This is a genomic window from Neokomagataea tanensis (assembly GCF_006542335.1).
Taxonomy (GTDB): Bacteria; Pseudomonadota; Alphaproteobacteria; order Acetobacterales; family Acetobacteraceae; genus Gluconobacter; species Gluconobacter tanensis.
The window spans coordinates 225,112-239,053 of the sequence record NZ_CP032485.1 but is presented as its reverse complement, the minus strand read 5'-3'; the positions used below and the strand labels follow the sequence as shown (position 1 = coordinate 239,053).

At 54.2% G+C, this 13,942-nt stretch carries 15 protein-coding genes; 5 read left to right on the top strand and 10 right to left on the bottom strand.

Annotated features, from left to right (window positions below; all coding sequences use genetic code 11):
* Positions 1-80: 80 nt before the first annotated feature.
* From rpsF to D5366_RS01145, 4 genes are all read left to right on the top strand, one after another.
* The gene (gene rpsF, locus D5366_RS01160; protein ID WP_141491940.1) at positions 81-545 is read left to right on the top strand and encodes a 30S ribosomal protein S6; all 465 of its coding nucleotides are present in this window, start codon (positions 81-83) and stop codon (positions 543-545) included.
* A 5-nt stretch (positions 546-550) separates the two neighbouring features.
* Positions 551-832 carry a 30S ribosomal protein S18 gene (gene rpsR, locus D5366_RS01155; protein ID WP_141491939.1) on the top strand — a complete coding sequence of 94 codons (282 nt, stop codon included), beginning with the start codon at positions 551-553 and terminating at the stop codon, positions 830-832.
* 10 nt (positions 833-842) lie between these two features.
* The gene (gene rplI, locus D5366_RS01150) at positions 843-1,433 is read left to right on the top strand and encodes a 50S ribosomal protein L9 (RefSeq protein WP_141491938.1); all 591 of its coding nucleotides are present in this window, start codon (positions 843-845) and stop codon (positions 1,431-1,433) included.
* A 139-nt stretch (positions 1,434-1,572) separates the two neighbouring features.
* On the top strand, positions 1,573-2,085 hold the full coding sequence (locus D5366_RS01145) for a DinB family protein (protein ID WP_141491937.1): 513 nt from the start codon (positions 1,573-1,575) through the stop codon (positions 2,083-2,085).
* An 18-nt stretch (positions 2,086-2,103) separates the two neighbouring features.
* Here D5366_RS01145 and D5366_RS01140 read toward each other — a convergent pair whose 3' ends face one another.
* The 10 genes from D5366_RS01140 to D5366_RS01095 all read right to left on the bottom strand — a co-directional run bounded on the left by D5366_RS01140 (position 2,104) and on the right by D5366_RS01095 (position 12,319).
* Entirely contained in the window at positions 2,104-2,430 is a 327-nt protein-coding gene (locus tag D5366_RS01140; RefSeq protein ID WP_205839592.1) for a YnfA family protein, read from the bottom strand.
* 2 nt (positions 2,431-2,432) lie between these two features.
* Positions 2,433-3,002: a DNA-3-methyladenine glycosylase I gene (locus D5366_RS01135; protein WP_141491936.1), complete on the bottom strand. Its 570-nt coding sequence runs from the start codon at positions 3,000-3,002 to the stop codon at positions 2,433-2,435.
* Entirely contained in the window at positions 3,002-3,820 is an 819-nt protein-coding gene (gene rsmA, locus D5366_RS01130; protein WP_141491935.1) for a 16S rRNA (adenine(1518)-N(6)/adenine(1519)-N(6))-dimethyltransferase RsmA, read from the bottom strand. The genes D5366_RS01135 and rsmA overlap by 1 nt, the downstream gene beginning before the upstream one ends.
* Before the next feature lie 18 nt (positions 3,821-3,838).
* Positions 3,839-5,224, bottom strand: coding sequence for a peptidylprolyl isomerase (locus tag D5366_RS01125; protein ID WP_141491934.1), 1,386 nt, complete (start codon positions 5,222-5,224; stop codon positions 3,839-3,841).
* An 8-nt stretch (positions 5,225-5,232) separates the two neighbouring features.
* Complete coding sequence (locus D5366_RS01120; protein WP_240775364.1) at positions 5,233-7,440, bottom strand: LPS-assembly protein LptD; 2,208 nt, start codon at positions 7,438-7,440, stop codon at positions 5,233-5,235.
* 188 nt (positions 7,441-7,628) lie between these two features.
* Positions 7,629-8,816 carry an LPS export ABC transporter permease LptG gene (gene lptG / locus D5366_RS01115; protein WP_141491933.1) on the bottom strand — a complete coding sequence of 396 codons (1,188 nt, stop codon included), beginning with the start codon at positions 8,814-8,816 and terminating at the stop codon, positions 7,629-7,631.
* Positions 8,817-8,818: 2 nt separating this feature from the next.
* Positions 8,819-9,958, bottom strand: a complete 1,140-nt coding sequence (lptF, locus tag D5366_RS01110) for an LPS export ABC transporter permease LptF (RefSeq protein ID WP_141491932.1) — start codon at positions 9,956-9,958, stop codon at positions 8,819-8,821.
* Positions 9,959-10,013: 55 nt separating this feature from the next.
* A complete protein-coding gene (locus D5366_RS11905) occupies positions 10,014-10,517 on the bottom strand; it encodes a hypothetical protein (RefSeq protein WP_240775283.1) in 504 nt (167 codons plus the stop codon).
* 27 nt (positions 10,518-10,544) lie between these two features.
* Complete coding sequence (locus D5366_RS01100; RefSeq protein WP_141491931.1) at positions 10,545-11,534, bottom strand: L-threonylcarbamoyladenylate synthase; 990 nt, start codon at positions 11,532-11,534, stop codon at positions 10,545-10,547.
* On the bottom strand, positions 11,531-12,319 hold the full coding sequence (locus D5366_RS01095) for a 3'(2'),5'-bisphosphate nucleotidase CysQ family protein (protein ID WP_141493741.1): 789 nt from the start codon (positions 12,317-12,319) through the stop codon (positions 11,531-11,533). Before D5366_RS01095 ends, D5366_RS01100 begins: the two co-directional genes overlap by 4 nt.
* Positions 12,320-12,478: 159 nt before the next feature.
* On the opposite strand from D5366_RS01095, the gene D5366_RS01090 reads away from it, so the two are divergent.
* On the top strand, positions 12,479-13,942 hold the full coding sequence (locus D5366_RS01090; protein WP_141491930.1) for a leucyl aminopeptidase: 1,464 nt from the start codon (positions 12,479-12,481) through the stop codon (positions 13,940-13,942).

Sequence of the window (13,942 nt, the reverse complement as noted above, 5' to 3'; positions counted from 1 at the left end):
GGTTTTAAGCCTGTATGACGGGGCACATGCTTCGACATGGGTTGAAGCATATGGGTTGACCTTATCCGAAGGGAGAGCACATGCCACTGTATGAAAGCGTGCTTATTGCACGTAATGACGTGTCTCAGGCTCAGGTCGAAGGCATTGTCGAGACGATCGAAACCCTGCTGACCGAAAACGGCGGCTCGATCAAGAAGCGTGAATTCTGGGGCCTGCGTTCGCTGGCTTACCGCATCAAGAAGAACCGTAAGGGCCATTACGTCCTTCTCGGTATCGAATGTGCGGCTGATGTCTTGCGTGAAGTTGAGCGTCAGCTCGGCCTGAACGAAGACGTTCTGCGCGTTCTGACCCTGCGTATCGACGAAATCGACGAAACCCCATCGCCAGTTCTGGCACGTAAGGGTGACGATCGTGGCGAGCGCGGTTCTTTCCGTGGTGGTTCCAAGCCGTCCGGTCGCTTTGAAAGCGGTCGTGGTGGACGTCGTGGCAGCGAAGATCGCGAAGAATATCGCGCACGCGCCGAGGCTGAGGCAGGAGCTGAGTAAGAAGAATGTCAGACATCAACACCCCTGAAGTGAACCCGGCCGCACGTCGTACAGCCGTTGGTGCACGCCGCCCGTTCTACCGTCGTCGCAAGTCTTGCCCGTTCTCCGGTCCAAACGCACCGAAGATCGACTACAAGGACGTGCGCCTCCTGAGCCGCTTCCTGTCAGAACGCGGTAAGATCGTACCAAGCCGTATCACGGCTGTTTCGGCTAAGAAGCAGCGTGAGCTGGCTCAAGCGATTAAGCGCGCGCGCTTCCTCGCTCTGCTTCCTTACGTCGTGAACTGAGGAGAGCATCATGTCCCAGACCGCATTGATCCTGCTGCAGCGGGTTGAGCATCTCGGCCAGATGGGCGACCTCGTCCACGTTAAGCCGGGCTACGCACGTAACTTCCTTCTGCCGCAAGGCAAGGCACTCCGTGCGACTGCTGCTAACCAAAAGCGTTTCGAAGTTGAGCGCGTACAGCTCGAAGCTTTGAACCTGAAGAAGCGTGAAGAAGCTGAGCGTCTTGCTGAGCGTATGCACGACCTGACGGTTGTTGTTATTCGCCAAGCAAGTGACAGCGGCAGCCTTTACGGCTCCGTCAGCACGCGCGACATCGCGATTGCAGCAACGGACGCTGGCCTGACGATTGCTCGTCAGCAAGTTGTTCTTGAATACCCGATTAAGGCTCTTGGCCTGACAGCTGCTAAGGTTGTTCTGCACCCAGAAGTCTCCATCACGTTGACGGTTAACGTCGCACGTTCAGAAGAAGAAGCTGAGCGTCAAGCACGTGGTGAAGAAGTTGGCGTACAGGAAGAGGACGAAAACATCCTCGGTGACCTGCAGGCAGAAAATGCAGCTGAAGAAGCTGCAGCTGAAGCCGCTGAAGACGCTGCTGCAGAGTAAAACGTTCGCCTTTTGGCGCGTTCGACGATGTAGATAGAAATCCCGGCCGGGTTAGCCCGCGCCGGGATTTTTGTATTTGAAGAATGGCTGGACGAAAAATAAATCGGTTGGTGTTATTGCGTTAGGGATGGCTCAACAAATGAAGACGTTGCAAACGGCAAGATGCGCAGTTTTGGTTCGCCTTTTGGAGTATAAACAATGGGCGGATGGCTTAACATGTAAGGCGCTGCTTGATTTGCCTAATGGAGAGTTGTTAAAGCCGCGAGCGACAACATTTGGAAATATTCTCAAAACATTATCGCATGTTTATGCTGTAGAGGATATATTTAAGCATCACCTATTGGGTGTGAGGCATAATTATAAAATACGTAATATAGATGGTGTTGTGAGTATTGGTTCTCTCTGTCATTCAATTGATGAAATGAATCAGTGGTACCTTAATTATGCTTACGCTTTGGAAGAAGCGGGCTTCGATGACGTGGTACGCTTTAATTTTCTTGATGGCTCAGAAGGGGCCATGACCCGAGAAAATGTTCTTTTGCACATTGTGAACCACGCAACATATCACCGAGGGTTTATCGGAGATATGCTGAGGCAAATTCCTTATCAGTGGCCGTCCAACGATTTTACGGTTTTTTTATCGCATCGATAGGGTAGAAAACCGGGTGCCTTACTGGCGGTGTGGCGCGAAGAAAATTATTCCTGCACCGATAATGCACAAGGAGGTACCGCATAAATCCCATAGATCAGGGCGGGTATCTTCAACAATCCAAAGCCACAAGACAGATGCTGTGATGTATATGCCGCCATAGGCTGCATAAGCTCGTCCTGCTTGGCTCGTATCAATCAGGGTGAGCAGGTAGGCAAAGGCGATAAGTGAAGCGCAGCCTGGGATAAGCCACAAAGCGCTCTTAGCCGAGCGCAACCACATCCAAAATGTAAAACATCCCGCGATTTCGCACAGTGCCGCACAGCTATAAATAATTGGCATAAGCATATTTAATGTCTCTTACTAAAATGATTGAAACATTGTGGTTCGTGGTCATCAACAATGCCTATCGCTTGAAGCCAAGCATAGATGATCACTGGGCCGATAAACTTGAAACCACGTTTTTTTAGAGCGTGAGCAATAGTGCAAGAAAGAGGTGACTGCGTTTGGGGCTGTTCGTCAACGCTTTGGACGAATGGGGCATTTTGTGTAAACGGTGCCAGTAGTTGCTCAAGGCTCTCACCGTGGGACTGCATATCCATGAAAATGCGAGCGTTATGGATAACAGCTTCGATTTTGGCTTTGGAGCGGATGATATCCGCGTTGAGCATTAATCGTTCGACATCTTGCGGCGTGAAAAGAGCGACCTTGTGTGGCTCGAACTGTGCAAATGCCGCCCTTAGGGCCTCTCTGCGCTCAAGGACAATGCGCCATGATAGGCCAGCTTGGAAACTCTCGAGCATGAGAGTCTCCCATAAGCTGCGTTCGTCAGGGGCAGGCTTGCCCCACTCCGTATCGTGGTAGTCTTTTAAGAGTGGGGTTGCTTCAGCCCATTTACAGCGTTGTTTGTTTTGCTCCACTAGCGGTCAGCATGGTGGAGGGTGGCAAGGCGTGCAAATTCCGCAATGGACAGAGTTTCAGCGCGACGAGTGGGTTCGATTTCCGCTTGAGAGAGCAGTTTTTCCCCGCCGATGGATTTAAGAGAAGAGCGAAGCATTTTCCGTCTTTGCCCAAATGCAGCTGCGGTTACTCGTTCCATAGCTTTGAACAAAGATGGCTCAGGTTGCTCTGCGTGTGGGATTATAACTGCAACAGCGGAGTGGACTTTTGGTGGGGGCGAAAATGCGCCAGGCGGGATCTTAAGCGCGATGCTGCATTGAGCGCACCACTGGGCCAAAACCGCGAGGCGGCCATACGCGGACGTGCCAGGTGCCGCGCAGATACGTTCCGCGACTTCGAACTGGAACATCAGGGCCATACGTTCCCATGATGCGGCTTGGCGTAGCCACCCGATTAGCAGAGGTGTCGCGACGTTATATGGAAGGTTTGCAACGATTTGGCGTGGGGCTGGCCCTAGGGATGCCGCGTCGAGAGTGAGTGCATCTTGTCGCACGATGTGCAGCCGGCCATTCGCATAGCCCGCAAGTTCGTCAAGGAGGGGCCAAGCCCGCTCGTCAATTTCTACGGCATCAATGCGGTCTGCGGGGGTATTGATAAGCGCGCGGGTGAGGCCGCCCGGTCCTGGGCCGATTTCTACAACGCTGCGCCCGGTGAGGTCACCGCCTAAAGCAGCGATCCGGGCGCAGAGGCCCGGATCAAGAAGAAAGTGCTGTCCAAGAGCTTTTTTGGCGTCAAGTCCGTGCTGTTGGATGCTGTCCTTTAGGGAAGGAAGAGTCACGATAATCAGTGGCCTGTATTAGTTCAGGATTGAGCGTGCGGCTGGGCGCATGTCAATCACGGCGCGGCGTTGCAGGTCACGCTGAAGCTGGCGAGACGCCTGCTCAACGCGCTCGTTCATGAGCTGGTCTGCAATTTCGCTGGGAGATTGTTGAGCGAGGTTTTTTTGCTGACGGTCACACACGATCAGCAGGGCGATGCCGTCAACTGAGATGAGTGGGTGGCTGGCCTTATTCAGCGGCAATGGCTCAATGATGGAGCGCATTTGCGGCATCAGACGCTCTAGCACCTGGGTGCCGGGGTTGCTTGGCCGCTTTTCACCCAAAGATTTGTTAAGAGCTTCCATCTCATCGCAGCTGTGGATGCTTTGCGTTGCTTTCGTTGCGTGCTCAAGCATGCTGCGTTGTTGTGGAGTTGGAGCCTGTGGGTTCAAAGGGGCATCGAATGGGAAAAACGCCTGACGCATGGAAACGAGCGTTCCCATTTGTTTGCCAACCGTACGCTTGGCTTGCACCGTAGCAATGACGAAGCCGCCGGCAACTTGAATCGGGTTGGAAATAGCGCCGATTGGCATTTGTCGGACGATATCGACGACCTGTGGATCAAGGTTATCTTCTTGAACCCAGCCTTTTGAGCCGCCATCCAAAGCAGATTGGTCCTGAGAGAATTGAGCTGCAACGATTGGGAAAGGTGCACCGGCACGCAACTGAGAAATAATTGTGCGCGTGAAGGCTAATTCATTTTCGTCGTGGCGCGGATCTGGAACAGGAACGAAGATTTCGCTCATCATATATTGGGGGCGACCTTGCTCAGCTTGCAGCGCTTGTTCACGCTGAGCGATCTGTATGGCTGTAATACGCCCGCCTTCACCAAGCTGTTCACGCAGGACTTGCATCCAGCCGATTTGAACACGAATCTGGTCGATAAGCGTTGTGAGAGAGACGCTGTCTTTTGCCAGCCTGTCACGCAGAGCGTTTTTTGGCATGCCGTTACGGGCTTCGATATTCGAAATAGTTTCGGCGATTTGCTGGGGTTCAACGTTGATGTGGCGCTTCAGAATTTCTTGTGTTTTGAGGCGTTCATCTATCAGCTGATGGACAATCTGTCCGCGCATACGCTTCAGAACGTCAGGGCTGACAGGCAGCCCGGTGGACAGCACAAAAAGACGCTCGCGGTTGTCTACATCACGCTGGGTGAGGACCTGCCCGTTGATAACAGCAAGAATTTGGTCATCGGGTGGGGTAGCATCCGCCGCAGGCGTGGTGGTTGCTGTTTTGGCAGGTGGTGGGTTTGCGTGCCCATGATGCGCCGCCAAAGCCGTCGAGGCCATTGCCAGTGAAGCTCCCATGGTGAGAGCTGCGAGGGCAACTGTCGTTACGCGTGGGAAGAGGGTGCGTGAAGTCATGAACATGCTCAACCGTTGATTCCGAAAGTGCCGATCGTCTTAAACGTAAAATTAAAGAGGATGGTCGTGTTGCGCTGGATGCCGCCGATACGGGTATATTGTTTGATGTACATCACATCTAGCCCAAAGCAGTCGTTGCTGTAACCGACAGTGCCGCCATTTGCGACGAACTGGTTGCGGGAAAGCGCGCGGCGGAAGAAGCCAGAGGCATGATAATTCCGCCAATGCGTTGAAAAACCACCCGTTAATTCGTTGGTTTTTTGAAGATATGATGAATTTGGCGTCTGGGAGACGTAGTCGGTACCATAATAGTAATAAGGTGTAACAGGGGCATAAACATAGCCGGCGGTGACGCGCAGGAGCGGTGCACCCATGCTGACAAGGCCTTCACCGAAGTCGAACTGGCGTGTCCACGGGTTGTAGCGGCCACGCGCTGTCATGTCGAAAGCGCTATTAGGCGCGATACGAATGCGGGCAACTGGGTCTGACAAGTGGTGGTCAAGGCCGGAGTAGGGAATGCGGTTGTAGGTAATGTGTTCTTGTATGCTTTCCCCGGCAAGCATGTCGATCTCGTGGCCGCGCCAGCTCCAGTTTTGATGGATGCCGACATTCGCACGGAGGCCGCCATCAAGTCTGTCCGTCCCCATATATCTGTTCAGCGAGAAGAGCGTTGTATCGCTGAACTCGTATGTCAGACTGTCTTCGTTGGGCCGGTTGCGTGATGACGAGTTTCCGGTGTTAGGAGCAGCAATAATCTGCGCAATTGGCTCGAAGATTTGTGTTCCGACGCCATGTGAAAAGCTTCGGAGCAAAGGCCAGTTCATCCGTAGGGCAATCGTTGGTAGTGCTTGCCCGGTAACGGCCCGTGTTGCGCCTGTCGCGTAAATGGGTTGCTGGTTCAGGCTCGTCGCACGGTAGACGTTGGAATCAACTCGTGCGGTCAGGAGCCATTCTTGCCCCAAACGGTTGAGGAATGGCCGGTCCCACTGCACGGCCAACTGGGCACGTTGATCCGAAACACCGACGGACCGATAAACGTTAAAATCTGTTGTCTTTAGGCTTATGCGTCCGCCTAAAAGGTCAGGTTGGCCTTGGAAGGCATATGTCAGGCGCGGCAAAACCCACGGGAGCTGGGAGTTTTGAATGACGCCTTGGTTCAGGCCTTGATAGGCTTGCGCATCAATACGCGTATAGGCGCCTACGCCGTAACCTTCAGCGTAAAGGTTGGAGTTGAGTGTTTCCTGCCCGTAGCCGGGTACGCGATAATCGCGCATGTAATTGGCTGAGGTGGCGAGGTTAATGTTCGCTCCTGCTTGCCAGTAGCGGTTCAGGGCAAAATTAGCGCGGCCAAAGAAATATCCTTGCAGGCCATAGTCATTGGATGAGGTTACAGTATTACCAAAGACTTTGACGTATTCGCTCGTACTGTAAGTATCAAATGCCGTGCCAGCAGAAATATTAATCGTGCCAAAATTCAGGCGATTACGGTACTGCCCCGTAATCTCTGGCCCCGTGCGAGAAGATGCGAGGAGGCGAATGGTCGCGTCTTGATGTTGGTCAATCGCCCAGAAGTACGGGATAGTGACATACGTTCCCAAGAAGCGGTCATGCGGGCTGATGCCGGGCATAAGGAAGCCGCTTTGACGCTTTACGGAGGGATCCGTCATAGAAAAGAAGGGGAAGTAAAAGACAGGAATGCCGAGTATTTGCAGCCAGGCGTGGTCAAATTCAATGCGTTTGTGTTGTGTATCTTGTGTCGCGTTGTAAGCTTTAAACTGCCAAAAAGGCGGCTTTTCTGGGGTTTTGCTACAGACTTCGCAGGCCGTATAAACGGCCTTTGAGAGGTCGTTAATGAGGCCGTGTGTACGGCGCATGCCGTTGCCCGCCAGTTTCGCGTTATCTTCCATGCGGAGGTATAGCGCAGTGCCGATCCCGTCATGCATGCCGTGGCTGAACTCGAAATGGTCAGCATATGTGGTGCTGCCGTCGGGTTCAGTCATGGCGACATGGCCTGTTGCTGTCAGGGTGCCTGTATTGCGGTCGTAGCGAATCATATCCGCACGTAATGCGTGATCACCCTGCCAGACACGGACATTGCCGGTCCATGTGGCGATGCCACTTTTATCGTAGCTTTCTTTATCCGTCAGGTAGGTGAGCGGATCACCTTCTGACGTTGGGCGCCCGACGACGACGACATGGGAGTTGTCGCGTCGCATAGAGCTGGCTTCTACCTGAAATGGTGAAGCAAGAGCCGTACCCGTTAGGGCCGCAGCGGCAAGAGACGCGCGATAACGCCGTGGAAGACGGCGAGAAGTGCTGTGCGATTGCGCATTCGTGCAGGAGTGTTTGTGTGAAATATTTTGCACCATATCCTGCTTACTGTCTTGCCCGCGAGGCGACGCCATTAACCATCCTCCATGTACAGCAAGAGCGCAAGAGCGAGGCAAAGCCCTGCACCTGTTGGTGCCCATGCTGCGAGTACCGGCGGTAATGCGCCGGATTCACCAAATTTTTCTGCAACCTTTGAAATCGTAAACAAAGCGAAGCCCGCTGCAACCCCTGATCCCAACATTCGTGCGACACCGCCACGACGGGTAGGACGCATCGAGAACCCAGCTGATACCAATGCCATGGTTCCGGCCAAAATAGGAAGAGCAAGAAGAGACTGTAAGTGTAGTCTGTGGCGTATTGATGGAAAGCCCGAACGCTCCATGAGTTCAATAAAGCCCGGCAGAGCGAAAACCGATAATGTGTCCGGTGAAGCAAAACTTTCCTGTATACGAGAAATGGTAAGATCCGAAGGCAGTGAGAGCGACCCGATGGGGGTCGGCAAATGATCTGCTTTTAGTTCGGATGCTTCCGGCAAGCGCCACTCATTATTGAGCAAACTCGCTTCAGGGGCTTCTACGCGAAGGATGAGCGCGTCATGTGCGTCGAGGCGAAAAAGCGTGACGCCATGCAGAATGAGCTCATGATGCGTTAACTCTACGCTCTGACCATGCAGGATAGCGACGCCGTGGTTGACGAGGCCGTCATCGGCTTGTCTGAGCCATAGTGAGCCGCTCTTTAGCGTAAGTGAGCTGCCGCCCGAGCGTAGGTAGGTTTGGTCGAGCTGCTCGGCTTTTCTGTAAAAAGTAGATGATAAAGATGAAACGGCCGTTGTTGTGAGAATGCCCATCATCAGAGCGCAGGCGAGCGGGCTGGCAAGAAATTGCCAAGCTGAGATGCCAGCCGCTCTGGCGACGATAAGTTCAGATGAGCGGGTGAGACGAAAAAAGCAGATAATGCCGCCGAGCAATATGCCGAATGGAAGAACGTAAATAAGATAAAAAGGGATGTGTAATAACGCGATTTCCAGGGCGAGAGCGCTAGGAGAGGCGGGATGTGCTGCTACGCGGCGGAGCAGGTCAATAAAGTCAAAAAGAGAGACCAGCCCTGTCAGTGCCAGAATTGTTCCGACCGTGCAGAGCGTAAAAACGCGCGCGATATAGATAGCCAATGTCGTGGAAAAGCCGGGCTTTACACCGTGACCGACGATAAAAATTTGAATCGTTTCAAATAAATGCCGAGCCGTGCGGGAAATAGAGGTCATGGTTAATGTGTCCCGGAACGGCGTGGAAAGAGGCTTAATGTATCGCGCTTGCGGGCGAGAAAGAAAAAGCCGATGGCGCCCGGTAAAATACTTTCCAACCATATTAAAGGAGTGAGGCCCGGCGTGCGGCTCGCTAGGTTCTGTAGCATCAGCGAGAGTGCCAAAAGACCGACAACGGTAAACACCGCAGTGAGTGGGCGCATAATGTTGCCGTGGCGGGAGAAGGTGCCGCGCAAAATGGCAACCAGCGCAATCATGGCGTAGGAAAAAACGCTGAAGGGCGTTGTTAGCCGGTGCGTTGCCTCAGCAATAAACTTGGTATGCTCTGGCCGACCTTTAGAATCAAGGAGTTGCGGTAGGGAGAGTTCCTCTGCGGTGCGGTCGAGATGCCCGCTTTTTTTGGCGGCAGCCAACTCAATGGTATTCCGCCCGAAGGTGAGGACGTTCAGGCGGCCGGTTTTATGGTCAATTTGCTGCCGTGAGCCATTGTAAAGAACGACGCGGGGCAGGTCGTTCACCATAATGACGGCACCACGTTCGGCAAGAATCGTGGCATGGGTCTGAGGATCCCGGTCGTCTTCGATGAGTACCCCTTGCAGTTGTCCGCTTGCGTCGCGCGCCCGGACATAGACTGTCAGATTGTTTCCGACTTGGGTGAAGACACCTTCCTCAATTAAGAGTGCTGCCACCCGGTTTGTTATCGCGATCTGCTTTTTTCGGAAGGCATAATCGGAGGCAGGAACTAGCCAAAGGGTGAGAATAAAGCCCAATACGACGACTACGCTGGCGCAGAGTATTCCCGGTCGGGCCAGCTCCAATGGGGAAAGCCCTGCGGCGCGCATAACGGTCAGTTCACGGTCTTGAGCCATGCGCTGATAGGCAAATAAAATGACCAAGAACGTCGATATTGGTAAAATAACGGTCAGAAGATTGGGCAGCAACAAGCCTGTGAGCTCAATGAACACAGTCAAAGAGAGGCCGTGTTGCACAATGACCGGAATGAAGTGCAACGACTGGATAAGCCATATCAAAGCTACAGCTCCGCCCGAAAGCGCGCATAGCGCGACAGTCAATTGCCGCAGAATGTAGCGGTCAAGAAGCGGGGGGTTGTAGCGTAGGGATGTACCCTTGGAAGTTGGCATGCTCATCGTCTAGCGGTCAGGGGCGTTTGGGGGAAGCCCCAAAGCAGCGCGTTGATTAACGGAAATACAATGTCCGGGGCTGTTGCAATGGAGCATTAAATGCATGCACGGTTTCTGCGGTAGCTATTCCCAGAAAAATACCGGCGACCCCTGCAATGATCCAGGTCGTTTTTTGCCAAAGGTAAGGCTGATTTTTTTCAGCGTATGCCTGGCGCAACAAAGATTGCTCGTCTTGGCATTGTTTGAGTGCCCTTCGAAGTGCCTCAATTCTTTGGCGAGCTTGTTCAGTCTCAGCCTTAGAGTTTTTTAGGCGCCGCGTGAGGTCATCAATACGTTTTTCGTCACGAGTATTTCGGGGGTGCGCGGTCAGGCCCATAAAAAGGTTTTTGAGCGCCCCGCCAGTAAACTCGTTTCGTGCGGCACGCAGCTTTAGCGCGGCAAGCGCGGCCTCAGACGTGCCACTTTGCTCATCAAGCACTAGAGCAAGAATATCGGAAAGAATTTTAATTTCACGGGGGTCTAAATCTGAGGAGCCCGAATCGGTTTTGTGAGACGGCAATGAATCGTGCTCCTCAGCTGGAGGTATTTAAGGGCGCGGCTCTGCGGCGCGGCGCAGTCGGTCACGGATTGCGAGCCCTAAGCCTTTGCGAGGAATCGTTTGGGCTGCAATTCGTGTCAGGCCACGCCGTGCGCCTTCCGAATCAAGAAAGCGCAGCCCGGCGAATAAGCGTGCTGCGGCTTCTTCCAGATCAGCTTGTTTGCTAAGGTTCCATGTAAGTTTTGCATCTGGAACGTCCGGTCCGAAGGCTAAAAGCGCCTCGTTAGGTTCTACGCTCGTGGCGTCAAGGCGGACGGGAAGAGCGGGGGCGTAGTGAGAGGCAAGGCGACCAGGGGATGATGGGAGAAGATCCGCAAAGTCGTCAGGGTGGGCTACTGTGCCGCAAATTGCCGTAAGCTCTTCAAGGGTGACGCCGCCGGGTCTGAGGAGTGTTGGCGTTGGCCGTGTCAGGTCGAGAACCGTGCTTTCAACACCGACGGAGCAGGGGCCAGAATCAAGTACCGCGTCAATGCGGCCTCCCAGTGATCGCAGCACGTGAAAAGCGTCCGAGGGGCTTACGGTGCCTGACAGGTTCGCTGAAGGGGCCGCAACCGGTGCGTCAACGGCACGAAGCAGTGCACGCGCTGTCTGACCACGAGGGACGCGTAGGGCGATGCTTTCGAGCCCGGCCGCTGTTAAGTCGGAAATGCTTGAGGATATGGCACGAGGCAACACAAGTGTCAGCGGGCCGGGCCAAAAAGCATCAGCCAGTTTATGCGCGAGTTCTTGAATAGGGCCTTGGAGGTTCGCTTGTGCCAAGGCGCTCTCAGCATCCGCAAAATGGCTAATGAGCGGATTGAACTTAGGTCGCCCTTTAGCTGCGAAGATACGCGCTACAGCTTGGTCCGACGAAGCGAGGGCGCCGAGGCCATAGACTGTTTCTGTCCCGAACGCGACCAATCGGCCTTCGCGAATTAAGGACGCTGCGCGCTCAATGCCGGCAGGTGTGGCGTGGAGATGTTCAGTGTGGAGTGTCATGCGGTGCGGCCCAAGCAGTAGAAAGCGGGGTTGCATCGGCCGGGCTTGCCGTAACGCAGGGGAATGTTGCCTGCATCAAGGAGTTGGCCGCCAGCGGCTTCAAGGATGGCTTGTGGTGCGGCGGTATCCCACTCCATGGTGGGGCCGAAGCGGGGATAAAAATCGGCATCGCCTTCAGCTACTCTCATGAATTTGACGGAGGATGCCATTTTGGTGAGAGAGAGCACTTTGCGGCCATCAAGCCAACGTTCCAGCAGGGCCGGGTCTCCGTGGTGGCTCGAGGCTAGTACACGCAGGCCCTCTGGAGAGGCGATGGCCGTCAGGATCGGTGTAGTCTCACCGTGCTCAGTGCGAAAGGCTCCAAGGTTCTTCCCGCCTGTGTAGAGGGTACCGTAGCCCGGTAGCGCAACAGCACCGAGGGCGGGGCTATCTCCCCGGATAAGGCCGATATTAACGGTAAAATCCTTGCCACCACTGGCAAAGCCTCGTGTGCCATCCAGCGGGTCGATCAGCCAGTAGCTTTGTGTGGCATCGGGTTGCTTTCCTGCGGCGAACTCCTCTTCGCTGATTGCCGCAATTTCAGGGCAAGCTGCGCGTAGGTGTGTGAGGATATGATGTTCTGCTGCTGTGTCTGCTTCCGTTACAACGGAGCGGTCGGCTTTAAGCTCCGTGTGGAATCCACGGGCGCGGATGGTGTTGATAATATCTCCAGCTTCCTGAGCCAAGCGTGCGGCAAGGTTCAGCAAAGCGCGGTCGTCGTCAGGGGCAATCCGGGATGTCGTCATCATGTTACGCTAGCGCATGAGGGGCATTGCGTCATGGGGGAAACGAGGTTTGGGTGAAGAAAGGTAATCTTTCTTTGCTTCTTGCCCCTTGTATGCAGCGAGAGGCTCTCCGATAACGGGCTAGATTATTGAAGATGAATGTTTCGGAGATCGGTTGTTATGCTCGACGTATCTTTTGTTCCGTCACTCGCGCTGGATGATGCCACTCCTCGGGCTGTTGCGTTCATCTGCGCATCCGCAGCCCCGGAAGATCTGAAAAGCCTTGATGCATTGTGCGGTGGTGCGGTTCAGCGTGCTGTTGTGCAAAAAGAGTTCAAGGGTGAAGTCGGGCAGGTTTTGACGTTAATTGCTCCTTCGGCGGCGTTGACGCAGTTGGTGTTGGTCGGTGCTGCTGAAAAGGGCGCGTCCAAAGTCGTGGCGACTGGTGTTGAACAGGCGGGTGCATCAGCCGTTCGCGCGTTGAACGGTGTGGAAGACGCTGTGTTGATGATGGCGCCAGCACTTGAAAAATTTGCTCCGGAAGCAGCGCTGGGTGCCGTCCTTGGGGCTTATAGCTTCACGGCGTATCGGACGAAGAATGTACCAAAGAAAGTTCTTAGTCACTTGAGTGTTGTTGCAGGTGATGAGGCGCAGGCGCGCTGGGCCGATTTGGGCGCTGTCGGCACAGGTGTCTACCTCGCGCGTGATTTGGTGAACGAGCCTGCAAATGTGCTCAACCCTGTGACGTTCGCTGACCGTATCGTTGAGCTGGAGGAGTTGGGCCTTAAAATTGAAGTGCTGGATGAGCAGGCAATGGCCGAGCTGGGTTTTGGTGCGCTCTTGGGCGTGGCTCAAGGCAGTGCGACGCCACCACGTCTTGTGATCATGCGTCATGATGGCGGTGGAGATGAAGCGCCGCTCGCTTTTGTCGGTAAAGGCGTCACTTTCGATAGTGGGGGCATTTCTATCAAGCCAGCAGCTGGTATGGACGAGATGAAAGCGGATATGGGCGGCGCTGCTGCTGTCGTGGGCTTACTCTCAACTTTGGCGCAGCGAAAAGCGAAAGTGAACGCCATTGGTGTTGTCGGGCTCGTTGAAAACATGGTCTCCGGCACGGCGCAGCGTCCGGGGGATGTTGTAATGAGCCATAGTGGCCAAACTATTGAAGTTCTGAACACAGATGCAGAGGGGCGTTTAGTGCTTGCCGATGCGCTGTCCTATACAAAGGAGCGTTTTGAACCTCGCGTGATGGTCAACCTTGCGACCCTGACCGGTGCAATCGTCGTCAGTTTGGGTACGGAGCATGCCGGTTTGTTCAGCAATAACGACGGGCTGGCTTCGGCACTTTCGAATGCAGGTACAAGCGTTGATGAGAAACTGTGGCGCATGCCAATGGGGCCAGCATACGACAAGCAAATCGACACAGACATTGCCGACATGAAAAATATCGGTGGGCGTCCGGGCAGTGCTATCTTGGCGGCATGCTTCTTGCAGCGCTTCGTTGGAAATACAGCGTGGGCGCATCTCGATATTGCTGGCACGGCATATAAGAGCAAAGCCGAGGCTGTGACGCCTAAGGGGGCGACTGGTTTTGGTGTACGTCTATTGGACCGCTATGTGCGGGATATTGAAGCGCAAGGCTAA

Coding starts and splice junctions, on each gene's coding strand:
- rpsF (WP_141491940.1), top strand. CDS start 81: ATGCCACTGTATGAAAGCGTGCTTATTGCACGTAATGACGTGTCTCAG.
- rpsR (WP_141491939.1), top strand. CDS start 551: ATGTCAGACATCAACACCCCTGAAGTGAACCCGGCCGCACGTCGTACA.
- rplI (WP_141491938.1), top strand. CDS start 843: ATGTCCCAGACCGCATTGATCCTGCTGCAGCGGGTTGAGCATCTCGGC.
- D5366_RS01145 (WP_141491937.1), top strand. CDS start 1,573: ATGAAGACGTTGCAAACGGCAAGATGCGCAGTTTTGGTTCGCCTTTTG.
- D5366_RS01140 (WP_205839592.1), bottom strand. CDS start 2,430: ATGCTTATGCCAATTATTTATAGCTGTGCGGCACTGTGCGAAATCGCG.
- D5366_RS01125 (WP_141491934.1), bottom strand. CDS start 5,224: ATGACTTCACGCACCCTCTTCCCACGCGTAACGACAGTTGCCCTCGCA.
- D5366_RS01120 (WP_240775364.1), bottom strand. CDS start 7,440: ATGCGACGCGACAACTCCCATGTCGTCGTCGTCGGGCGCCCAACGTCA.
- lptG (WP_141491933.1), bottom strand. CDS start 8,816: ATGACCTCTATTTCCCGCACGGCTCGGCATTTATTTGAAACGATTCAA.
- lptF (WP_141491932.1), bottom strand. CDS start 9,958: ATGCCAACTTCCAAGGGTACATCCCTACGCTACAACCCCCCGCTTCTT.
- D5366_RS01100 (WP_141491931.1), bottom strand. CDS start 11,534: ATGACACTCCACACTGAACATCTCCACGCCACACCTGCCGGCATTGAG.
- D5366_RS01095 (WP_141493741.1), bottom strand. CDS start 12,319: ATGACGACATCCCGGATTGCCCCTGACGACGACCGCGCTTTGCTGAAC.
- D5366_RS01090 (WP_141491930.1), top strand. CDS start 12,479: ATGCTCGACGTATCTTTTGTTCCGTCACTCGCGCTGGATGATGCCACT.